The organism is Enterobacter sp. PL_is511 (assembly GCF_055816065.1).
The window spans coordinates 93505-116874 of sequence record NZ_JBVPGP010000021.1 but is presented as its reverse complement, the minus strand read 5'-3'; the positions used below and the strand labels follow the sequence as shown (position 1 = coordinate 116874).

Sequence of the window (23370 nt, the reverse complement as noted above, 5' to 3'; positions counted from 1 at the left end):
TTATGCCAGTTGATCTTAAACAGATCCCGAAGGCAGAGCCATTACCCGTTCCTCCGAGTAAGTCTCGCTGGGTTCTAGCGATTGTTATTATCCTGATTGCGGGAGCCTTATTGGTGCTTTCTTTTTGGCCAAAAGGGTTGAGTACGCATTCCGCCTGGTTCTGGTTTTGTTCGCTTCTTATTCCTTTCTCGGTGGGAATGGCCGGTTATATTGCCAGATTAAGGCACTATGAGAACGAACGAGATCGCGTGATGTGGTGGAATCATTTACACCAAAAGCAGCATAATGAACAAGTTTTATTGGGGCAGCAAGCCGTTGGAGTGCTTGGGATGAGCTATACCACGCCTGTTGCCAGTAACAAACTTGCTGCAGCACTTTTGCAGGGATCAAATGCACTTCAGACAAACTATTATCCATCTCTTCAGTCCACGCTGACTTCGGCCTCACTCCATACGGCATCGAAAGTACGTAATGAAGCCGAGTATCTGTCCTTCCTGGATGTGGTACTGACCCGCGTTAGCCAGCAGTTACACGGAGAGATAGCAAAATTCACCGGTAACTTCGTTGTTCGCCTTCATCATGATGGCGTGTTGAAAGATGAGCAAATTTTCACTACCTGGCGAAGAGCTTTTCCTGAATTACATGCTGTTAACGACATAACCATCAGTACCGAAAACAATGGATTGATGTGGGTAGATGAGTGGCTCGACAAACAGGATGATACGCTGCTCCTTTCCGTTGAAATCAATTTATTTCTACTGGCCCGCGATCGACAGGCGGAATCGGTATCCGCTTTATTGCTGGCTTCTCCTTTGTGCATGGAGCGGCTGCATATTAAACCGCAAGCGTGGATACACCGCCCAGTTGTTGTGGGAGATGCCGAAAATAGTGTTGCGGATACTGCAAATTGGGGAAAAGTAACTTCTGGATTACCCTGGTATTTCTGGCGGGCCCAGGTGAAAAACGATGCACTGTCCATTGTTCTTCAGATGATGGACAAGTGGGGATTTTTAACTGCTAAAAAAGGGGAGCAGGTTCTGGATGATGCCTTTGGCAGGCCAGCTGCTGCAGTGGGCAATATAACGCTGATTTGCGCTTGCGAACATGCTGTTACTTCGGGTTTGCCTCAGTGGTTACTTGTTGGCGCTCGTACTACCCAAATGGCTATTGTCCGCCCTGCATAATGCTACGCAAAGGATAGTGATGTGAAAAAGAAAAAACGCCTCAGTACCTGGCTAGTCGTACTGCTCATCGCGGCTATAGGCGGTGGACTGATATGGACTGAAAATCCCTTTGTTTATCTTCGTTCTCCAGAGAAAAAAATGGCGGCTTCCCTGGCTGTCTCGGGCTTATGTTTGTTCATTTTACTCTGTGATGATTTATTTGTCCGATTGTGGCAATGGTTTATTTCTTTAAGTTTTATGAAACAGCTTCGTGAATTAACCGGGAAAAGTCATCAAACGGAACACATATCGCGTGCGGAGCAAGGAAAATGCAGTGAAACGATTAATATTCTCCACCTTGCTATGCGCAACCTCTATGGCCGTCGCTGGGGACGCAAAACGCGCATCCTCCTGATAACCGGTACGGCGGCTGAAGTTGAGCAACTGAATCCCGGCCTCACCACCCAGCTCTGGCAGGAAGATCGCGGCACGTTGCTGTTGTGGGGCGGTGACCTCAACACCCCAGCCGACAGTGTCTGGCTGACCGCACTGCGTAAGCTGCGCCGCCGTCCGGTGGATGGCATGGTGTGGGTCACCTCAGCATTTGATAGGCTTTTAGCGCCGGGGTTGGAGCAACCGTTACCGGTTCCCTCTGAAAGCATCATGGATTCCCTGTCTCATGCCATCAGTAACCGCATGGATGCGCTTGGCTGGAAACTCCCCCTGTACGTCTGGTCCCTACATCCGCGCGCCGGTAAGCCGGAAGGCCGCATCGTGCAGGCGACAGGTTGTCTGCTGCCCGCCGGATGCAGTCTGGAAGCGCTGGCTGACCAACTCGCGGCACTGACGCCGGCATTGACCTCACAGGGTGTGCAGCAGACCTGTGACAAGGTAAGGCATAACTTCCTGCTGTCCCTTGCCGATCAGCTCATTCGTGAGCCGGAAAGCGTGACCGCACCGCTGTCGGTGATGCTCAATCCGTATCGCCCGCTGCCGCTGGCCGGTGTGGTGTTCAGTCAGCCTTCAGCCGGTGCAGAACGCACTGTGCCGCACCACTGGGGCATGGATAAGCGCTGGAATGTTCTGCCTGAATCAGTCCGGACGCTTCCTGACGGGCTGCGTCCTCGCAAGCCCGGTATTCCATGGCGCAAGGTAATGGCATCTGCTGCTGCGCTCACGATGGTGAGCTGGGTTATGTGGATGGGCATCGCGTATGTCACCAACCGCAGCCAGATTGCAGGTGCGAATGCCCAGACCGCACTTGCCGCCCTACAGAATCAGCCGCTGGAGCAGCGCCTGCACGCGCTGTCTGAACTTCAGAAAACCATGGCCCGTCTGCAGTACCGCTCTGAGCATGGCGTGCCGTGGTATGAAAAGGCCGGGCTGAGCCAGAATAACGCCCTGCTGGCCGCACTCTGGCCACGCTATCAGGACAGCGCGTTGCCGCTGTTGCGGGATGCGGCTGCAGACCATCTGCAGAAGCAGGTCAGTGCCTTTAACGCGCTGCCTCCGGATAGCCCGCTGCGCGAGCAGAGGGCAAAAGCGACCTATGACCAGCTGAAACTTTACCTGATGCTGGCGCGTCCTGAGCATATGGATGGTGCCTGGTTTAGCACGGTGCTGCTTCAGGACTGGCTGAAGCGTGACGGTGTGAAGGACGGTATCTGGCTAGGCGTGGCCCCGTCGCTGCTGTCGTTTTATGGTGCACAACTGGTCACACATGCTGAGTGGAAACTGCGAGCTGATGAAAACATGGTCAGCCAGGCGCGTTCCCTGCTGGTTCGCCTGATGGGGGTGCGTAATAGCGAATCGACTCTGTACCAGAAAATGCTTTCACAGGTGGCACATCTGTATGTGGATATGCGTCTTGAAGATATGACAGGTGATACCGATGCTGCCCGCCTGTTCAGCACCACCGAAATTGTACCTGGCATGTTTACCCGTCAGGCCTGGGAGCAGGCCGTTCAGCCCGCCATCGAGAAGGTGGTGAAGGCGCGCCGGGACGAGCTCGACTGGGTGCTGACTGACAGCAAACGTCCGGTCAATAAGCAGGATGAAATCTCCCCGGAAGCACTTAAAAATCGCCTGACGGAGCGTTATTTTGCCGATTTTGGCGGCGCCTGGCTGGAATTCCTCAACAGCCTGCGCTGGAACCAGGCCACCACGCTGTCGGACTCCATTGACCAGTTGACCCTGATGGCCGACGTGCGTCAGTCGCCTCTGGTGGCGCTGATGAACACTCTGAATGTTCAGGGGCGTACCGGACAGACAGGCGAAGCGATATCAGATTCACTGGTGAAATCAGCCAAAAATCTGCTGGGTGGCGACAACAAAGATGCCATTGACCAAAGTGCCGGTGTTCATGGCCCGCTTGATGCGACCTTTGGCCCGGTCCTGGCACTGATGGATAAAAGCCGCACGGGAGCACAAGAGCAGAGTCTGCAGTCGTATCTGACACGTGTGACGCAGGTGCGTCTGCGTCTGCAGCAGGTGACCAATGCCGCCGACCCGCAGGCGATGACCCAGACCATTGCCCAGACCGTATTTCAGGGTAAAGCTGTGGACCTCACCGAAACCCGCGACTACGGCAGCCTGATTGCCGCCGGTCTGGGGCAGGAGTGGAGCGGCTTTGGCCGAACGGTGTTTGTGAATCCAATGGAGCAGGCCTGGCAGCAGGTGCTGACCCCTGCGGCCAACAGCCTCAATGCCCAGTGGCAGCAGGCGGTAGTGGCTGAGTGGAACAGTGCCTTTGGTAGCCGCTATCCGTTTAACAACTCAAGTAGTGATGTCTCGTTGCCGCTGCTGGCCAAATACCTCAACGCGGATTCCGGGCGTATCGCTCAGTTCCTGCAGACCCGTCTCAAAGGCGTGCTGCACAAAGAAGGAAACCACTGGGTGCCGGACAGCATCAACTCGCAGGGGCTGGCCTTTAACCCAGAGTTCCTCAATGCCATTAACACCCTGAGTCATATCTCCGATGTGGCCTTCACCGAAGGCAATGCAGGGATGAACTTCGAACTACGTCCAGGTACTGCCGATGGCGTGATGCAGACCACCATGATTATCGACAGCCAGAAGCTGATATACGTTAACCAGATGCCAGCCTGGAAGCGCTTCACCTGGCCTGCGGATACTGAGGCTCCTGGTGCGAACCTGAGCTGGATAAGCACCCAGGCAGGCACCCGTCAGTATGCGGATATTCCAGGCGCCTGGGGCTGGATACGACTGCTCGACAAAGCTGCCGTCAGTGCTTATTCGGGCGTGGGTAGCAGCTACAGTCTGAGCTGGACGGCGCAGGACGGTCGAACACTCAATTACACCCTGCGTACCGAAGCGGGAGAGGGTCCTCTGGCGCTGCTGAAACTGCGTAATTTCCGCCTGCCAGAGACCATCTTCAGCACGAAAGGCGTGGCAGCATCAGACCAGGTCGCCAGCGCAAGCAATGATACAGAGGACGTATATTGATGAGCACGCTCAACGCTTTACTCCGCGCCTGCCAGACTGAGCAGGAACCACTCCTTGCGACCACCCGTGAGCGGGTTAGGCTCTGGGATAGCTGGCTGCAGCCGCTGTCCGGTCCATCTCCTCAGGGTGACGACCCGGGTTATGACGATGACTTTCAGCAGATGCGCGAGGAGGTCAACAAACTCTCAGGTGCAGATACCGAACTTATCTGCCAGCTTGCAGAGAAGCTTCTGACCACGACCGCCAAAGATATCCGTGTGGCCACCTACTACTGCTGGGCAAAGCTGCACCGCGAAGGTGAGCAGGGGCTCGCTGAAGGTCTTGAACTGCTGTGCGGCCTGCTGGAGCGCTTTGGTACACAACTGCATCCACAGCGTGAGCGCAGCCGTAAGGCGGCACTGGAATGGCTGGCGGGATCGCGAATGACTGACTCTCTTTCCCTGTACCCCGAAGTGGTCAGGAACGATGCGATACGTACCACCGGGGCACTGCTGTTGATAGAGCAACTGACGGAAAATGAGCCGGATGAAATCCGACCGGAACTCAATACGCTGTATGGTGCTCTTGAAAGCCGCTTGCAGAAAGCGGGTGGTGTGGATGCGGTTGTGCCGCAGAACGCCAGTGCCTGCGAAACCCCTGCGACTGCTAGCCACTACGATGCCCCGGTCATCGGACGTATCACCTCCGGTCAGGATTTGCTGGCACAGGCCCGCACGCTCGCCGAATATCTGCGCGAACAGCCGGACGGGTGGCTGTCCGCACACCATCTGATGAAGAGCCTGCGTCACGATACTCTGCGGGCAATTCCGGCCCCGGATGCGCAGGGCCGTACCCGCATCGAACCGCCAAGAGCAGACCAGCGCGCGTTACTTAAACGTCTCTATCTGCAGCAGAACTGGGTAGAGATGCTTGAAACGGCAGATAGCGCCTTTTCCCGCGGTGCTAATCACCTTTGGCTGGATTTGCAGTGGTACATCCACCAGGCCCTGACGAAATCGGGTCAGGACACTCTGGCTGGCATTATTGCCGCTGACCTGAAAGGGTTGCTCACCCGTCTGTCCGGTCTGGAAACGCTCGCGTTCAGTGACGGAACGCCATTTGCGGATGAAGTAACGCTGAACTGGATCCAGCAAAGCGTGATGGACACAACTGGCGGGTGGGGCAATGACACCCCATCCGCTCAGATGTCTGCCAGCAATGATGACATTCTGGCGCTGGAGCCAGAAGCCGTGGTGCTGGCGGACAGTGAAGGCCCGGATACTGCGCTGGCCTGGCTACAGAAGCGCCCGGGTGTGACCACCGATCGCCAGAAGTGGCTGTTACGTCTGCTGATGGGCCGCATTGCTGAGCAGTACGGTAAAAATGAGCTGGCGATGCATCTGTTTGCTGAACTGGGTGATCGCGCCAGAGACGTGACTCTCAGCAACTGGGAGCCTGAGCTGCTGTTCGAGGTACAGGCCCGTCATCTGAAACTCCTGCGCCTGAAAGCCGGCCGCAGTGAGGCTGATAAGGCACGACTTACACCGTTAATGGACAAGTTACTTGCCGGGCTGATCGCTGTCGATCCAGCACGTGGTGCCGTGCTTTGCGGTTAAATGCACAGGAGCAGAAAAAAATGGAAGATTTGACTCTGCGTTATTACGACGCGGAAATGCGCTACCTCCGTGAAGCGGCTAAAGAATTTGCCCAGACCCATCCGGACCGGGCAGCCATGCTGGACCTGGATAAAGCCGGCACACCCGATCCGTATGTAGAGCGCCTGTTTGAAGGCTTTGCTTTCTCTATGGGGCGGCTGCGCGAAAAGATTGACGACGACCTGCCGGAGCTGACTGAAGGACTGGTCAGTATGCTCTGGCCACATTACCTGCGGACCATTCCGTCACTCTCGGTGGTCGCGTTCACGCCTGCGCTTCAGACCGTTAAGATGGCAGAGGTGATGCCCGCGGGGCTGGAAGTGTACTCCCGCCCGGTGGGGCCGAAAAATACGGTCTGCCGTTACCGCACAACCCGCGATGTGATGCTCAACCCGCTGAATATCTCTCGGGTGACCATGACCACTGAGCCGGACGGGCGCTCGTTACTGCGAATGCGCTTTGCCTGCAGCACACAGGCGGACTGGTCCCATGCGGACCTCAGTGACCTGAGCCTCTATCTAGGGGCGGATGCACCGGTCAGCAGCCAGCTACACCTTATGCTGACCAAACGGCAGGCCGCACTCTATATGCGCCTGCCTGGTCAAACTGACCGTATCCGGCTTGACGGATATTTCTCACCGGGCGGCTTTCGTGACGAAGACTGCCTGTGGCCGAAAGGCGATACCGCGTTCAGCGGCTACCAGCTTCTGCTGGAGTATTTCACCTTCCGCGACAAGTTTATGTTTGTCCACCTTAACGGCCTTGAGGGCATCACGCCGCCAGCGGGGGCTGAGTATTTTGATGTTGAAGTGGTGTTCAGTACGCCATGGTCATCTGACCTACCGGTCACTGATGATGCGGTTCGCCTCCACTGCGTGCCGGTGATTAACCTGTTTACGCTGGAGGCTGACCCGCTCACCATCACCGGGCTTGAAAACGAATACCTGCTGCGTCCAAAACGTCTGCAGGACGGACATACCGAGATTTATTCGGTGGATTCAGTCACTGGCTCAAACCGCACCAATGACGCGGAGTATGTTCCGTTTAGCAGCTTCAGGCACAAGGGCGGGATGATGCGCCGTTATGCTCCCCCCCGTTATTACCACACCCGCGTTAAGCGCAGCGTGACCGGGCTCTATGACACCTGGCTTATCCTTGGCGGGCACCAGTGGGAAGATGACCGCCTGTTTGAGCGTGAGGCCGTGTCGCTGCAAATCACCGGCACCAACGGTCAGTTACCACGCCGGGCATTACAGAGCACACTGCTTGACCGCTGTGAGCAGGTGGTGAGTACGCAACTTTCAGTACGTAACCTCTGCAAACCAACGCTGCCAGTCTATCCGCCTTCTGAAGACCGCTTTCACTGGCGGGTTCTGAGCCACCTGGGATCCGGTTTCCTGAACATGATGAGTACCGCCGAAGTGCTGCGCGGCACGCTTGCCCTGTATAACTGGCAGGAAGATGAAATGAACACCCGGCGTCTGGAGGCGATTCAGCATGTAAAGCACCATCGCCTTCAACGCTTTGAACAGGGCTACCTGCTGCGGGGGCTGGATATTGAGGTAACCCTCGACAGCAACGGCTTCACCGGTGAGGGTGATATTCACCTGTTCGGTGAAATGCTCAACCGATTCTTTGCGCTGTATGCCGATATGAACCAGTTCAACCAGCTTACCCTCATTGTTCAGCCAGAAGGAAAATGCATCCGGTGGAAAGAGAATCACAGTCCGCGTCTGCCAGGCTGATAGCGCAACTGGGCGACCGGCTGCCGTACATGAATTTTTACCGTTTCTGTCAGCTACTGGAGCAGAGCCAGCCGGATAAACCGGTCACCGGCAGCACCTGGCAGGTGCGACATGAGCCGGTTCGTTTCCGACCCCATGCGGGGATGGGGTTCCCAGCCTCTGAAATCAAAGGAGCAGAGCTACCGGAACATCCGCACCTTCCACCCACAATCCGTACCACCTTTATGGGGCTCTACGGCGTGGAGTCTCCGCTGCCGACGCACTATATCGATGACATCGCTCAGCGACGGGAAGGGTACGAAGCTAACGCGGACTTCCTCGATATCTTCAACCACCGGCTGATTGCTCAGTACTACCGTATCTGGCGTAAATATTCGTATCCGGCAACGTTTGAAGAAGGCGGTAAGGACAAAACTTCACAGTATCTGCTGGGTTTGGCTGGGCTTGGGATTGACGGCTGCACAGAAAGTATAGCGGCGCCTGCCTCACGCTTTCTGGCGCTGCTGCCGGTGATGTTGTTGCCAGGACGTACTGCGGAAGGCATGGCTTCACTGGTACGTCTTCTGGCGCCTAATACGCAGGCGAAAATCTGGCACCACGACAGGCGTCGGGTACCGCTGAAGAAACCTTTGAGAATGAGCATTAGCCAGCCTGTCACACTGACGCATCGCCCGGTGATGGGCAGTTATGCCACCGATGTGAACAGCCAGGTACTGATGCGTCTGACCACCACAGACCCTGTGGAAGTACCGGGTTGGTTGCCCGGCGGGGTGCTTTACACGGATCTGATGGCGCTATTGCACGTCTATCTTGGCTCTCGCCTGGATGTCCGCCTGCAGCTGTGTGTCGACCGTAGACTGCTGCCGGACGCGACAATGAGCACTCAACCCAAAGCGGGTGCAGTGCAACTGGGCCGCACTGCCGTGATGCGACCGCTGAATGCGGCTAAGACAACATCACACCCAAAAACAATAACCATCAATCTTGGCCGCTACGAGCGCGTACAGGAAAACATTCACCGCAAGGAGACTGATGAAGATGGCGATTACCGCTGGTAAATTTCCTCTGGTTACGCTGGCTGTAGGCATTACGCTGATGCTGGCTGGCTGTGGACTTACTCAGAGTGTTACGGACGGCACTGTCGCCGTGACTAAATCGATTTTTTATAAGCAGGTGAAGATCCTGCATCTCGATATTCGTGCCCGTGAAGCCGTGAACAGCAATGCTGGAGGTGTCGCTCTGTCGACGGTGGTGCGTATTTATCAGCTTAAAGACCGCAAAACCTTTGACAGCATGGACTACCCGTCATTGTTTAAAGACGACAGCCAGGCCGTCAAGGCAGACCTCGTGGCGGAGAAAGATATAAGGCTGCAGCCGGGGGGGGCGGTAACGGTTGATATGCCAATGGAAAAAGATGCGCAGTACGTGGCAGTGGCCGGGATGTTTATGTCACCTGACCAGGAGAACAACACCTGGCGTGTAGTATTGAGCCGCGATGAGCTTGATCCGGAGAAGGCCCGGGTGATTGACGCGGGCAGCAATCGACTGACTCTGCAGGCGCTGAAAGATGAGTGAGTCATCCCGTCCTTCACTGTATGAAACACTTTATGGCAACTTCACCGGCGGCCTCGACCTGCATCAGGTCAGCGAGCAGAACCAGGTCATCCTCTCGGTACTGGATAACATGCAGCGTATCCTCAACTGTCGTGCCGGCACGCTGGCGCATCTGCCTGACTACGGCCTGCCGGATATGACCAAAATCCTGCAGGGCATGCCGGGAACGGCTCATGAGCTGATGGGCACATTGTCTGCCGTCCTGTTCAAATACGAACCACGCCTGAAAAAAATAACCGTTGTCCTGCTGGAACAGAACGTCCCCGGTGAACTGCGCTATGCCATTGATGCTGAACTTAAAGGGATTGGCCTGGTGCGCTACGGGACTGAATTTATGCCCGAAGGACGGGTCCTGTTAAGGCATCTCAGACAACAGCAGTATCTCGACGCCACTCTTCGTATATAAGGTCCGATAACATCATGTCTGTAAAATTACAGTTCCTGAAGAAGTTGCAGGCACGCCAACCTGCACCTGTTCCTGCCATCAGCAAGAGTCAGGCTGATATTGCAGAGTTTCGCCAGCGAATGGCCCAGCTTCAGGAGCAAATGGACGCGTGGCTGACGGATACGGGACTGAATGTGGAGCCACTGACAGTATCCGTTCCGGATCTGCTGGTGGAGGGCGGGGCTTTTGAGATTTCCGGTATCGTTTTGCGCTATGACAGCCGGGCGGTCAAATTTATGCCGATCTTTCTGTATGGGCTGGGCGTCGCAGGTTGTGTCGAGATAACTTTCTGTTCCGGGGACAAGGTGATTTCTCAAGGACGCCTGTTCATGAGGGTGGGGAACGCAAATGGCTGGATCTTTACTCCCCCTGATACCTCATCCCGGTCCGGACAACTATTTGATGAAGGTGTATTTTTCGGTCTGATTTTAGCGCTGCTGCCATAGCGATATTTATGAGTCATTGCACTTTTAAACGCAAAATAGCCCCTCACATCAACTGACGAAATTAACCACACGGATATGCAGGCCCTCCAGGATGACCACACATATAACGTTAAAAACCGGCGGTGACCCGCGCACGCTGCCAGATTACGCCGCCCTCCGCGATGAGCTCAGCAAGCTGACGCATCCTGCTCGCCCGGATGTGAACTGGCAATATGTCGAAAAACGCTGCCTCTCTCTGTTTGAACAAAACGGTGTGGAGTTGCAGACTGCGGCCTGGTTCACCCTTGCCCGGACTCACCTGTCTGGATTGGCTGGCCTGAACGAAGGGCTGGCGATTCTGGAGGCCCTGATTAGCCATCAGTGGGACGTTTTCTGGCCGAAGACGCTACATACTCGTCTGGAAATTCTTAGCGGCCTGAGCCAGCGCCTGCAGCAGCGCATGCGTATGCTTCCACTCAACAATAGCCATCTTAGTGAGCTTTATCGTGCTGAAGCGTTGCTTACCCGGCTGAGTGCGGTGCTCCAGCGCCTTGAACTGAAACACCTAAGCCAGTTCGATACGTTACGAACAATGATACGTTCGAATGCTGAACGGCTGGAAAGCAGTAATGACGCATCCGATCTGAATGCACGCATGATGCCCGGTTGCGAATTACCTCAGGAAAAGGCAGAGCCGGTTGACGAAGTGAAATGGGTTTATGTTGTGCAGCCGGAAAATCAGCCCAATGCAGAGGATCGTGCGACAGCGCATGGGGCTGTCAGACCATGGAAACCCTTTGTCGCCGGGATGTGTTCTATGCTGGTGGTCAGCGTCGCCGTGGCGTGGGGAGGGGGCTTTCTGTCCAGACCCGATCCCTTAACGGCTCAGGCTATTGCCTCGCTGGCACCGTTACCTGAAGCGCTTACACCTGCTCAGCAAGACGCGTTAGCACAGCGAGGCACTTTCCCGTCCACGTTTATCACAGAAACGCAGCAGCAGCTTGCCCGACTGGATAAATTGCCTCCTGACTGGAATATTTCCTACAGCCTTCAGCTGTTAGCGCAACTCCAGGCATTGCGGCCGGAGGAAGCAAAGCCGCTCGCCGTACAGTGGCAGCAAAAATTTAACGCGGCGGCGTTGCCTGCTGAGGCCATGAACAGCTGGTATCAGGGAATGATGAAGCTTCAGCAACTGAGCCACCGGCTGAGTAGTCTGGATGAACAAAAAGGAAAATACATCACGGTGAGTGAGCTTAAATCGGTGGTTTTTTCGACTATACAGTCATTTAACCAAACAATACCGGCTGAAGAACAACTCAGACGCCTGTCACAGCATCCAACAGGAGGTGTGCTTCCTGAAGCCGAAAAGACCCAGCTGGAGTTGCGTCTTAAACAGCTGGCAACGCGTTACGCTCAAATAAAACGGGATTCTTCTTCGCAGTGAATTCTGCGGTGGACAGGCGAATTTGTTCAACAACGCGTGGAAGTCAAAGTGTCCCCTGCAGGAATCGAACCTGCAACTAGCCCTTAGGAGGGGCTCGTTATATCCATTTAACTAAGGGGACGAGGCGGCACGAGTATAGCCTTATTTACACTGTGCGTTAAGCGCATCGCCGCCTGACTGCTCAAAGAGTCACCATTCAGGACAATTTTTTTGTCGATTTATCATCATTTTCCCGTGCCTTAAGCTCAGCTTTGCGTTTGTTCGACATGTCGTTACGGATTTGGGCATGGCTTAACAGCGCGAAGATAAACGTTCCGCCGCAGATGTTACCCGCCAGCGTCGGTAGGGCGAACGGCCAGAAAAAATCGCTCCAGTGAAGCGTACCGTTAAAGACCAGATACAGTATTTCAACGGTACCGACCACAATATGCGTGGTATCAGCCAGCGCAATCAGCCAGGTCATCAATATAATCACCACAATTTTGGCGCTCCCTGCTGAAGGAAACATCCAGACCATTGTGGCGATGATCCAGCCGGAGATGATGGCATTCGAGAACATCTCCACCGGGGTGTTTTTCATCACATCCATGCCGATTTTTACAAACGCGTCCCGGGTGGCTTCATCAAAGATCGGCATGTGTTCAAACGCCCAGGCCGCGATGCCCGTGCCGATGATATTACCCAGCAGGACGACGCTCCACAGACGCATCAATAAACCGAAATTGCCGAGGGTGGGGTTTTGCATCACCGGCAGAACGGCGGTTACCGTGTTCTCGGTAAACAGCTGCTGTCGGGCCATGATGACAATAATAAAGCCGAAGGTATAGCCGAGATTCTCGAGTAAAAATCCGCCGGGTACACCCTCCAGCTGCACATGAAATATCCCTTTCGCAAGCAGAGATGCGCCCATTGAGAGCCCGGCAGCGATGGCTGACCAGAAGAGGGCCATCGCGTCGCGCTCCATCTCCTTTTCACCATCCTGACGTATATGTTCGTGGATGGCCATCGCGCGGGAGGGGAGGCGATCTTCATCAATTTCTATCTTCTCGCCGCGCGCTTTCTCCTCGCTTTCAATTTCAAGTTCCTCACTGTTCTCGCCAATTTTTTCTTCGCCCACGTCTTTCATATTTGCTCCCGGAGGTTGATCTTTTTGTTAAGCGTAGCGGCTTTTATCGGAATGCCTGTGGGGATGCTCTTAAATTGGCGGCAATGGCAACAAAGGTGATACATCTCTTTCAAAAGACATTATAAAATTGCCAGCGAAACGAATTCCAAAAGCCAGGCTATGCTGAGATCAGAGTCACGGTGGTTACTGCCCGTAATTGTGCTCATAGACATCGGTAAACGTGCTGTTACAATCGCTTGCACGTTTACAGACGGAGCGTCAACGGCTCCGTTACGGATGGCAATCAACGATAGCCATACTGAACAGGGAGATATTTATGAAACTTCGGCTGTCGGCGCTTGCGCTGGGCGCGACGATGCTTGTGGGCTGCGCCAGCTCCGGTGAGCAAACGGGACGCTCCGATCCTCTCGAAGGATTTAACCGCTCAATGTATAGCTTCAACTACAACGTGCTGGACCCGTATGTGGTTCGCCCGGTGGCAGTAGCATGGCGCGATTATGTTCCACAGCCCGCGCGTAACGGATTAAGTAACTTTACCAGCAACCTCGAAGAGCCTGCGGTAATGGTGAACTATTTCCTGCAGGGCGATCCGTATCAGGGGATGGTGCACTTTACCCGCTTCTTCCTGAACTCCATTCTGGGGATGGGCGGCTTTATTGATGTCGCAGGTATGGCGAACCCGAAACTGCAGCGTGAACAGCCGCACCGTTTTGGTAGTACGCTGGGGCATTATGGCGTTGGTTACGGCCCTTACGTTCATCTGCCGTTCTATGGCAGCTTCACCGTGCGTGATGACGGCGGCGATATGGTCGATACGCTATATCCGGTTCTGTCGTGGCTGACCTGGCCGCTTTCTGTGGGTAAATGGACGGTGGAAGGGATTGAAACCCGTGCGCAACTGCTCGACTCTGATGGTCTGCTGCGCCAGTCTTCTGACCCGTACATTATGGTGCGTGAAGCGTACTTCCAGAATCATGACTTTATCGCCAACGGCGGTAAGCTGAAGCCGGAAGAGAATCCAAACGCGAAGGCTATCGAAAACGAACTAAAAGATATCGATTCACAGTAAATAAAAAAGGTGAGCAATGCTCACCTTTTTTGATTCCAGTACGATTAGAACGCGTAGTTGAAGTTCGTACCGAACAGCCAGGCTTTACCTTCAGAGGTAAACTCGTAAGGGCCTTCCTGGAACGTCACTTTCTGACCGTGCATATAAGAAACGCCCGCATCGATGGATGCATTCTCGTTGAACGCATATGTCGCGCCTGCACTTAACCAGAAGCGGTCCTGATCCGGAATCGAAATGGAACGCTTGTCTGCCGGAACCGGGCTGTCGTCAAATGCAATACCGGAGCGGAAAGTCCAGTTTTTATCGTAGTAGTAGGTGGTACCCAGCGCAATACGATAGGCGTCGTGGAAGCTTTCGTCCTTATAGAACAGCGTTTGACCATTGGTTCCGGTCGCTTTCAGCTCCTGGAACTGGCTCCAGCTGGTATAGGCCAGGCTATAGTGAATAGCCCATTGTGGTGCAACGCGGTTGTAACCGGACACTTCCCACATTTCTGGCAAATGCAGCGACAGTGAACCTGGAACGGTCTGGTTTGACGTTCCCCAAGGAATGGTGGTACCTGCACCGGGAACCAGGTTGTTCACAGGCTTCAGGATGCCGCTCTTGTAATCGCCGTCGAAGTCAATTTTCACTTCGGAACGATAGGTCAGACCCCAGCGGTTGTTTTTATCCAGTTCGTACAGGATACCGGCGTTCCAGCCATAGCCCCACTCATCACCTTCAAGGCTGGCAATTTTATTGCTGTTTTTTGGCAGGCGAGCAGTCTGTTCCCCGGAATAACGTTCGATTTTGGCATCGGCGTAGACGGCATCAAAGCCCAGGCCAAAACTCCAGTTATCGTTCAGGCGATACGCACCGCTCAGGTTGAGGTTCAGCGTGGTAAGGTCTGTTTTACCGCCGTATTCACCTGCCGGGTAGTTGTTATTGAACTCGGTAGCAAGGCCGTAGTTAGACGTTACGGATGCACCCCAGCCAAACTGTTCATTGATAGGCGCAACGAAGTGCAGGTTAGGGATCCATGCCGTTGGGGCAATATTGTCCGCTTTAAGACTCGCACCCGTATAAGGCGACTTACCGGAAATGTTTACATCAGGATCGATATAAACCGCACCAGCAGAGAAGGTCGGACGATCAAACATCATGATCAATGCAGGGTTACGACTCGCGTTACCTGCATCATCAGCAATAGCGCCTTCCCCGGAATATGCGCGGCCAAGGCCAGAGGAAGAAAATTCGTTTAACTGAAAGCCCGCTGACCATGCGGAAGTGGAGACGAGTGCCACTGCGACTGCCAGCGCAGTCTTGTTGAACAGGGTTTTCTGGCTCATGACCATAACCTCATTGAGTTATTTTTATTCAATAATTGTTACATACCGTAACAGGAGCGCGAAGTGTAGGGTCTGAGGTATGACAGACAAATCAGACCAGTGGCCAGAGTATAGGTCTGACCAGCCGGAATGTTGCAAGTTTGTTTATTAATATTTTCAAACATGTTTCGTGAAACGAGATCTGGTTGGCAAAATTGTGACCATCGAGACTCACCCAAAAGGGTGGTTTTTGTTTTAGATCATTTTTTAGTGTGATATTGGTCACTTATCCGATTTTGCGCCATTAACGGCTGGAGAGAGCCCGCGCCGGGGCGTAAAATAGCAGCATCGTGTTTATCTCGCGCGCTGCGCGAATACAGAGGAAATTGAGCTATGAGTAAATGCAGTGCTGATGAAACCCCGGTTTGCTGCTGTATGGATGTTGGGACCATCATGGACAACACCGATTGCACCGCCTCTTACAGCCGCGTATTCACCAACCGTGCCGAAGCGGAAGAGACCCTGACTGCGCTGAGCAAGCGTGCGCGTGACGTTGAATCCGATCCTTGTGAAATCAAGTCTACCTTTACCGAAGTGGAAGGCGGCGTGAAGCTAGACATCGACTTTGTTTTCGCCTGCGAAGCAGAAACGCTGATTTTCCAGTTAGGCCTGCGTTAATTTCTGCGGCCTGATGCCCTCACCCCGGCCCTCTCCCACGGGAGAGGGCGCAAACATTAAAAACGGTAACCTACGGGTTACCGTTTTGCTTTTACCTTGCGCACCCGGCAACATACCGCACAAATGCCCCTGCTATGCAGGGGCATTTTCTTTTTCTTCTCTGTGTTTTAGCTCGCATTTTTTCGTTTCCCCGATTGGCTGAATGTAAAAAAATGGTTAAGACTATTATCAGGTCAGACCACTTTGTGTTTGCGAAAAATTTTTTACAGGGGAGTGTTATGAGTCAGGCATTACCGCTTATTACCCGTCAGGGCGATCGCATTGCCATAGTCAGTGGATTGCGCACGCCATTTGCGCGTCAGGCGACGGCGTTTCATGGCATACCGGCCGTCGACCTGGGGAAAATGGTAGTGGGGGAGATGCTGGCTCGCAGCGAAATTCCGCCTGAGGTCATCGAACAGCTGGTTTTCGGCCAGGTTGTGCAGATGCCTGAAGCCCCCAACATTGCGCGGGAAATCGTCCTCGGTACCGGGATGAATGTGCACACCGATGCCTACAGCGTCAGTCGCGCCTGTGCGACCAGTTTCCAGGCCGTGGCGAACGTCGCCGAAAGCCTGATGGCGGGGACTATCCGCGCCGGGATTGCGGGCGGGGCGGACTCCTCTTCGGTACTGCCGATTGGGGTCAGTAAAAAGCTGGCGCGTATCCTGGTCGATGCTAACAAAGCCCGTACGACGGGTCAGAAACTCAAACTCTTCTCGCGTTTACGTCTGCGCGATCTGATGCCCGTGCCACCTGCCGTAGCGGAATACTCCACTGGCCTGCGCATGGGCGATACCGCCGAGCAGATGGCGAAAACCTACGGCATTACCCGTGAACAGCAGGATGCGCTGGCGCATCGCTCGCATCAGCTTGCGGCAAAAGCCTGGTCGGAAGGCAAGCTGACCGACGAGGTCATGACCGCCTACATTCCACCCTATCGCGAACCGCTTGCGGAAGATAACAATATTCGCGGCACCTCGACGCTGGCGGATTACGCCAAACTGCGCCCGGCGTTTGACCGCAAGCACGGCACGGTGACGGCGGCGAACAGTACGCCGCTGACGGACGGGGCCGCCGCCGTGATCCTGATGACCGAATCCCGTGCGAAGGAGCTGGGCATTACTCCCCTCGGCTATTTACGCAGCTATGCCTTCACCGCCATTGATGTCTGGCAGGACATGTTGTTAGGTCCGGCGTGGTCCACGCCGCTGGCGCTGGAGCGTGCGGGGCTAACGCTGGCTGATTTAACCCTGATTGATATGCACGAAGCATTTGCCGCGCAAACCCTGGCCAACGTCCAGCTGCTGGCAAGCGAGCGTTTCGCACGCGATGTGCTGGGCCGCGTCCATGCTACGGGTGAAGTGGATCAGAGCAAATTCAACGTGCTGGGCGGCTCTATCGCTTATGGTCATCCGTTTGCTGCCACCGGCGCGCGAATGATCACGCAAACATTACATGAACTTCGTCGCCGTGGCGGCGGGTTTGGCCTTGTTACCGCCTGTGCGGCGGGCGGCCTTGGTGCAGCAATGGTTCTGGAGGCTGAATAATGGATATGCCATCTGCATTTAATCTGACGGTTCGCCTCGATAACGTGGCCGTTATCACTATTGATGTGCCGGATGAAAAGATGAATACCCTGAAGGCCGAATTTGGTGTTCAGGTGCGCGCGATGCTAAAGCAGATCCGCGAGAACAAAGCCATTCGCGGCCTGGTGTTTATCTCTGCCAAGCCGGATAACTTTATCGCCGGGGCCGATATCAACATGATCGCCCGGGCGCAAAGCGCGCTGGAAGCCGAAGAGCTGGCGCGTCAGGGCCAGCAGGTCATGGCGGAGATAAACGGCCTGCCGATCCCGGTCATTGCCGCGATCCACGGTGCCTGTCTGGGCGGCGGGCTGGAGCTTGCGCTGGCGTGCCACAGCCGTATATGTACCGACGATCCGAAAACCATTCTGGGTCTGCCTGAAGTGCAGCTGGGCTTGCTGCCAGGCTCCGGCGGAACGCAACGACTGCCGCGCCTGGTGGGCGTCAGCACGGCGCTGGAGATGATCTTAACCGGTAAACAGCTGCGAGCTCGTCAGGCGCTGAAAGCCGGTCTGGTCGATGACGTCGTGCCGCAGTCCATTTTGCTGGAGGCCGCCGTTGAGCTGGCGCTGAAAGGGCGTCAGGTAAGACGTCCTTTGCCGGTACGCGAGCGCGTGCTGGCAGGGCCACTGGGGAGAACGCTCCTGTTCAACATGGTGGGCAAAAAGACCGAACAAAAAACCAAAGGTAACTATCCGGCGGCAAAGCGGATCCTCGAGGTGATTGAGACCGGGCTGTCCCAGGGCAGCAGCAGCGGCTATGCCGCAGAGGCCAAATCCTTTGGCGAACTGGCGATGACGCCGCAGTCACAGGCGCTGCGCAGCATCTTCTTCGCCAGCACGGACGTGAAAAAAGATCCCGGTAGCGAGGCGCAGCCCGCGCCGCTGCGTGCCATTGGCGTACTGGGTGGAGGACTCATGGGCGGCGGTATCGCTTTTGTTACCGCCAGCAAAGGCAAATTGCCGGTACGCATCAAAGACATCAATCCTAAGGGGATCAACCACGCGCTGCAGTACAGCTGGCAGAACCTTGATCAAAAGGTCAAGCGCCGCCATATCAAGGCAAGCGAGCGTGATAAAACCCTGGCGATGATCTCCGGCACGACGGATTACAGCGGTTTTGCGCACCGCGATCTGGTGATTGAAGCCGTGTTTGAGGATCTTGCGCTTAAGCAGCAGATGGTGGCAGACGTTGAACAGCATTGCGCCGCGCATACCATTTTTGCCTCCAATACGTCGTCATTACCGATTGGCGATATCGCGGCGAAAGCCGTGCGTCCGGAGCAGGTGATCGGGCTGCACTTCTTTAGTCCGGTGGAAAAAATGCCGCTGGTGGAAGTTATTCCACACGCGACCACCAGTCCGCAAACTATCGCCACGGTAGTCAAGCTTGCGAAGAAGCAGGGTAAAACGCCGATCGTGGTTGCAGATAAAGCCGGCTTCTACGTCAACCGCATTCTGGCGCCCTACATTAATGAAGCCATGCGGCTGCTGACGGAAGGCGAGAAGATCGAACATGTCGACGAGGCGCTGGTAAAGTTTGGTTTCCCCGTTGGCCCAATCCAACTTTTGGATGAGGTGGGAATAGACACCGGCACTAAAATTATACCTGTACTGGAGGCGGCTTATGGCGATCGTTTTAGCCCGCCTGCAAACATTGTTTCTGCAATTTTGAAGGACGATCGCAAAGGCAGAAAAAATGAACGCGGTTTCTATCTTTACGGCGCGAAAGGGCGTAAAAGCAAGAAACAGGTCGACCCTTCGGTTTATGGGCTTATTTCGACCACCGGTCAGGGAAAACTGTCCGCCGTTCAGTGCGCTGAACGCTGCGTGATGATGATGCTCAATGAAGCGGCGCGCTGCTTTGGTGAACAGGTGATCAAGAGCGCGCGCGATGGCGACATCGGCGCGGTATTTGGCATTGGTTTCCCGCCGTTCCTTGGCGGCCCGTTCCGTTACATGGATACGCTCGGCGCGGGTGAAGTGGTTGCTATCCTGCAACGTCTGGCTTCGCAATATGGTCCACGGTTTACACCGTGTGACGAATTATTGCAGATGGCGGAACGGGGCCAGACATTTTGGCCTGCAAGGGAAACTGTCCTCGTAAGCTGAGGTCAAAGAAGGGTAAATCCTGAAGTGAATGAACCTGTTCTGGCGATTTTGTAAACAGAGATTGACTATACTTACGCCATTGAGGTAAAAAACAGCGTTTCATTCACCGAATGGATCAGGCACAATGCCCGACCATCGGGTTTTCTACCTCGCAGCATTTATCGCGGGTAGTTAACGCCGGTGATTCTGGTTAACAAAAGCGGTGCAATATGCAAGTTTTTATCATGCGTCACGGCGACGCGGCACTCGATGCCGCCAGTGACTCAGTACGTCCTTTGACCGTCTGTGGCTGCGACGAATCTCGTCTGATGGCGAACTGGCTTAACGGTCAAAAAGTGGACATCGAACGCGTTCTGGTGAGTCCGTTCCTGCGTGCAGAACAGACGCTGGACGTGGTAGGGGAGTGTATGAACCTGCCATCCAGTGTGGATGTTCTTCCTGAACTCACCCCGTGTGGTGATGTCGGCCTTGTCAGCGCCTATCTTCAGGCGCTGTGCAATGAAGGTGTCGCTTCCGCGCTGGTCATTTCCCACCTGCCACTGGTTGGCTATCTGGTATCTGAGCTGTGCCCTGGCGAGACCCCGCCGATGTTCACGACATCCGCCATTGCCAATGTTTCTCTCGACGAAACGGGCAAAGGTGTCTTCAACTGGCAAATGAGTCCGTGCAACCTGAAGATGGCAAAAGCCATCTGACGTGACGTGCGATATGGCGGGGTGCAATGTGCTTCCCGCCATTCTGTCAGGGCAACTCTGGCGGCTGCCACTCTTCCACTTCAATCAACACCAGCAACGCGGCATCTCCGCCGTACTCTTTTGGTGCCTGATGAAACGCCATCACGTGTGGATGCTGAGCCAGCCACAGCGGCGTCTGTTGCTTGAGGATATGTTTACCGTGGCCATGCATCACGCAGGCGCAGAAAACATGTTCACGACGACAGGCTGCAATCAATGCCCCCAGCTCCTGTTTCGCCTGCATCTGCGTTAAACCGTGCAGATCAAGAAACAGCTCCGGCGAATAATCTCCGCGACGTAACTTTTTCAGCTCAAAATGGCTGACGTCTTCGCGTACGTATTTCACCGCACCCTGAGTATTGAGCAGTGGCTGAAATTCATCTGAAAAATAGTGGCTGTTATCCGCCTGCTCCTGCAGCAGACGTTTGACCGGTACTTCGCTGATTTTTTTACGCTGCGGGCGATGGACAATCGTGTCCTGCGTGATTTTACGCGTCCCGGTCATTAGCTGCCGGAAGAGCGCCTGATCCTCCTCGCTGAGCGATGTTTTCTTTTTCATTCGTCATTCTCATCTCGTATTTCCGACAGTGTACCCGACTAAACGCATTTTTTAACCTCAAGCGAGACGCGTCATTGCTGATTTATCGCCGTCTTCATGGCAAACTAGCCGCCGAAAATTATGCGAGCATGCCCTGGAGGAAAGAGTGGATAAAATTTTTGTCGATGAAGCAGTAAACGAGCTGCATACCATACAGGACATGTTGCGCTGGTCGGTTAGCCGCTTCAGCGCCGCCAATATCTGGTACGGACACGGTACCGACAACCCGTGGGATGAAGCCGTGCAGCTGGTGTTGCCGTCCCTCTACCTGCCGCTGGATATCCCGGAAGACATGCGCACCGCGCGCCTGACCTCCAGCGAAAAACACCGCATCGTTGAGCGCGTGATCCGCCGCGTGAACGAACGTATTCCGGTCGCCTATCTGACCAACAAAGCCTGGTTCTGCGGCCACGAGTTCTATGTCGATGAACGCGTGCTGGTGCCGCGCTCGCCGATTGGTGAGCTGATCAACAACCACTTTGAAGGTCTGATCGGCCATCAGCCGCAGCACATTCTGGATATGTGTACCGGCAGCGGCTGTATCGCCATCGCCTGCGCGTACGCCTTCCCGGAAGCGGAAGTGGACGCCGTCGATATCTCCACCGACGCGCTGGCCGTGACCGAGCACAACATTGAAGAGCACGGTCTGATCCATCACGTCACGCCAATTCGCTCCGATCTGTTCCGCGATCTGCCGACGTTGCAGTACGATCTGATCGTCACTAACCCGCCGTACGTCGATGCGGAAGACATGTCCGATCTGCCGAGCGAATACCGTCACGAGCCGGAGCTGGGTCTGGCGTCAGGATCTGACGGCCTGAAGCTGACCCGCCGCATTCTGGCCTGCGCGCCGGATTATCTGACCGACGACGGCGTTCTGATTTGTGAAGTGGGCAACAGCATGGTACATCTGATAGAGCAGTACCCGGATGTGCCGTTCACCTGGCTTGAGTTCGACAACGGCGGTGACGGTGTCTTTATGCTGACCAAAGCGCAGCTGCTCGACGCGCGCGAACACTTCAGCATCTATAAAGATTAATCCAGCGGGCTTCGGCCCGTTTCACAACGCTCAAACACAAACAACAACATCGGAGCCGTGATGGCAGGAAACAGTATTGGACAGTTATTCCGCGTGACCACCTTTGGCGAGTCGCACGGGCTGGCGCTGGGCTGTATCGTTGATGGCGTACCGCCAGGCATCGAACTGACCGAAGCCGATTTGCAGCACGACCTCGACCGTCGTCGTCCGGGCACCTCTCGCTACACCACGCAGCGTCGCGAGCCGGACCAGGTCAAAATTCTCTCTGGCGTCTTTGAAGGCCGCACTACAGGCACCAGCATTGGTCTGCTGATTGAAAACACCGATCAGCGCTCCCAGGACTACGGCGCCATCAAAGACGTGTTCCGTCCGGGCCATGCCGACTATACCTACGAACAAAAGTACGGTTTCCGGGACTATCGCGGCGGCGGGCGCTCTTCCGCGCGTGAAACCGCGATGCGCGTGGCGGCTGGCGCCATTGCCAAAAAATACCTGCAGCAGAAATTTGGTATCGTTATCCGCGGCTGTCTGACCCAGATGGGCGACATTCCGCTGGCGATCAAAGACTGGGATCTGGTCGAGCAAAACCCGTTCTTCTGTGCCGATGCCGACAAGCTGGAGGCGCTGGACGAACTGATGCGCGGCCTGAAAAAAGAGGGCGACTCCATTGGGGCGAAAGTGACCGTCGTGGCCGACGGCGTCCCACCAGGCTGGGGCGAGCCGGTATTTGACCGTCTCGACGCCGACATCGCCCACGCGCTGATGAGTATCAACGCGGTGAAGGGCGTTGAGATTGGCGACGGTTTTGACGTGGTATCCCTGCGCGGCAGCCAGAACCGTGACGAGATCACGAAGGCGGGCTTCCAGAGCAACCACGCGGGCGGTATTCTGGGCGGTATCAGCAGCGGGCAGCAGATTATTGCCAACATCGCGCTGAAGCCAACCTCCAGCATTACCGTGCCGGGCCACACGATTAACCGCGATGGCGAAGAAGTTGAGATGATCACCAAAGGACGTCACGATCCGTGCGTGGGGATCCGCGCGGTGCCGATCGCAGAAGCGATGCTGGCGATCGTGCTGATGGATCACTTCCTGCGCCAGCGCGCGCAGAATGCGGACGTGACGACCACCATTCCACGCTGGTAAAC

At 55.1% G+C, this 23370-nt stretch carries 19 protein-coding genes and 1 tRNA gene; 16 read left to right on the top strand and 4 right to left on the bottom strand.

The genetic code is table 11. The features are described from left to right. Positions 1-2 precede the first annotated feature (2 nt). The 9 genes from AC0TN7_RS09905 (at position 3) to AC0TN7_RS09865 (ending at position 11935) form a co-directional block, all read left to right on the top strand. Positions 3-1184 (top strand): hypothetical protein, encoded by a 1182-nt coding sequence (locus tag AC0TN7_RS09905; RefSeq protein WP_463727084.1) that lies wholly within the window; start codon positions 3-5, stop codon positions 1182-1184. Positions 1185-1205: 21 nt separating this feature from the next. Continuing rightward, positions 1206-4628, top strand: coding sequence for an ImcF-related family protein (locus AC0TN7_RS09900; RefSeq protein WP_032645225.1), 3423 nt, complete (start codon positions 1206-1208; stop codon positions 4626-4628). Further along, complete coding sequence (tssA, locus tag AC0TN7_RS09895) at positions 4628-6223, top strand: type VI secretion system protein TssA (protein WP_024907649.1); 1596 nt, start codon at positions 4628-4630, stop codon at positions 6221-6223. Before AC0TN7_RS09900 ends, tssA begins: the two co-directional genes overlap by 1 nt. Before the next feature lie 20 nt (positions 6224-6243). Continuing rightward, complete coding sequence (gene tssF, locus AC0TN7_RS09890) at positions 6244-8007, top strand: type VI secretion system baseplate subunit TssF (protein WP_061714702.1); 1764 nt, start codon at positions 6244-6246, stop codon at positions 8005-8007. Next, positions 7962-9065: a type VI secretion system baseplate subunit TssG gene (gene tssG, locus AC0TN7_RS09885; protein ID WP_061714703.1), complete on the top strand. Its 1104-nt coding sequence runs from the start codon at positions 7962-7964 to the stop codon at positions 9063-9065. Before tssF ends, tssG begins: the two co-directional genes overlap by 46 nt. Continuing rightward, on the top strand, positions 9046-9582 hold the full coding sequence (tssJ, locus tag AC0TN7_RS09880; RefSeq protein WP_024907652.1) for a type VI secretion system lipoprotein TssJ: 537 nt from the start codon (positions 9046-9048) through the stop codon (positions 9580-9582). The genes tssG and tssJ overlap by 20 nt, the downstream gene beginning before the upstream one ends. Continuing rightward, the gene (tssE, locus tag AC0TN7_RS09875; protein ID WP_024907653.1) at positions 9575-10027 is read left to right on the top strand and encodes a type VI secretion system baseplate subunit TssE; all 453 of its coding nucleotides are present in this window, start codon (positions 9575-9577) and stop codon (positions 10025-10027) included. Before tssJ ends, tssE begins: the two co-directional genes overlap by 8 nt. A gap of 14 nt (positions 10028-10041) precedes the next feature. Continuing rightward, positions 10042-10512, top strand: a complete 471-nt coding sequence (locus AC0TN7_RS09870; protein ID WP_024907654.1) for a hypothetical protein — start codon at positions 10042-10044, stop codon at positions 10510-10512. 91 nt (positions 10513-10603) lie between these two features. Then, positions 10604-11935 carry a VasL domain-containing protein gene (locus tag AC0TN7_RS09865; RefSeq protein ID WP_463727085.1) on the top strand — a complete coding sequence of 444 codons (1332 nt, stop codon included), beginning with the start codon at positions 10604-10606 and terminating at the stop codon, positions 11933-11935. Between the two features lie 49 nt (positions 11936-11984). On the opposite strand, the gene AC0TN7_RS09860 is transcribed toward AC0TN7_RS09865, so the two are convergent. Next, positions 11985-12056: transfer RNA gene (locus tag AC0TN7_RS09860), tRNA-Arg, on the bottom strand. Positions 12057-12131: 75 nt separating this feature from the next. Beyond that, positions 12132-13061: a formate/nitrite transporter family protein gene (locus tag AC0TN7_RS09855; protein WP_463727086.1), complete on the bottom strand. Its 930-nt coding sequence runs from the start codon at positions 13059-13061 to the stop codon at positions 12132-12134. A 316-nt stretch (positions 13062-13377) separates the two neighbouring features. On the opposite strand from AC0TN7_RS09855, the gene mlaA reads away from it, so the two are divergent. After that, a complete protein-coding gene (gene mlaA / locus AC0TN7_RS09850) occupies positions 13378-14130 on the top strand; it encodes a phospholipid-binding lipoprotein MlaA (RefSeq protein WP_024907657.1) in 753 nt (250 codons plus the stop codon). A gap of 44 nt (positions 14131-14174) precedes the next feature. Here mlaA and fadL read toward each other — a convergent pair whose 3' ends face one another. After that, entirely contained in the window at positions 14175-15458 is a 1284-nt protein-coding gene (gene fadL / locus AC0TN7_RS09845) for a long-chain fatty acid transporter FadL (RefSeq protein ID WP_024907658.1), read from the bottom strand. A 372-nt stretch (positions 15459-15830) separates the two neighbouring features. Here fadL and AC0TN7_RS09840 point away from each other — a divergent pair, with 372 nt between their 5' ends. The 4 genes from AC0TN7_RS09840 to sixA all read left to right on the top strand — a co-directional run bounded on the left by AC0TN7_RS09840 (position 15831) and on the right by sixA (position 20546). Continuing rightward, positions 15831-16115 (top strand): YfcZ/YiiS family protein, encoded by a 285-nt coding sequence (locus tag AC0TN7_RS09840; protein ID WP_024907659.1) that lies wholly within the window; start codon positions 15831-15833, stop codon positions 16113-16115. 278 nt (positions 16116-16393) lie between these two features. Beyond that, positions 16394-17704, top strand: coding sequence for an acetyl-CoA C-acyltransferase FadI (gene fadI, locus AC0TN7_RS09835; protein WP_148770451.1), 1311 nt, complete (start codon positions 16394-16396; stop codon positions 17702-17704). Further along, positions 17704-19851 carry a fatty acid oxidation complex subunit alpha FadJ gene (gene fadJ / locus AC0TN7_RS09830; RefSeq protein WP_148770453.1) on the top strand — a complete coding sequence of 716 codons (2148 nt, stop codon included), beginning with the start codon at positions 17704-17706 and terminating at the stop codon, positions 19849-19851. The genes fadI and fadJ overlap by 1 nt, the downstream gene beginning before the upstream one ends. A 209-nt stretch (positions 19852-20060) precedes the next feature. Beyond that, on the top strand, positions 20061-20546 hold the full coding sequence (gene sixA, locus AC0TN7_RS09825; protein WP_024907662.1) for a phosphohistidine phosphatase SixA: 486 nt from the start codon (positions 20061-20063) through the stop codon (positions 20544-20546). Positions 20547-20592: 46 nt separating this feature from the next. On the opposite strand, the gene smrB is transcribed toward sixA, so the two are convergent. Then, entirely contained in the window at positions 20593-21144 is a 552-nt protein-coding gene (smrB, locus tag AC0TN7_RS09820) for an endonuclease SmrB (RefSeq protein ID WP_032646638.1), read from the bottom strand. A 145-nt stretch (positions 21145-21289) separates the two neighbouring features. Between smrB and prmB the strand changes: the two genes are divergently transcribed. Both prmB and aroC read left to right on the top strand, forming a co-directional pair. Continuing rightward, the gene (prmB, locus tag AC0TN7_RS09815) at positions 21290-22222 is read left to right on the top strand and encodes a 50S ribosomal protein L3 N(5)-glutamine methyltransferase (protein WP_025757143.1); all 933 of its coding nucleotides are present in this window, start codon (positions 21290-21292) and stop codon (positions 22220-22222) included. 60 nt (positions 22223-22282) lie between these two features. Continuing rightward, positions 22283-23368 carry a chorismate synthase gene (aroC, locus tag AC0TN7_RS09810; protein ID WP_371897352.1) on the top strand — a complete coding sequence of 362 codons (1086 nt, stop codon included), beginning with the start codon at positions 22283-22285 and terminating at the stop codon, positions 23366-23368. The last annotated feature ends 2 nt before the right edge of the window (positions 23369-23370 follow it).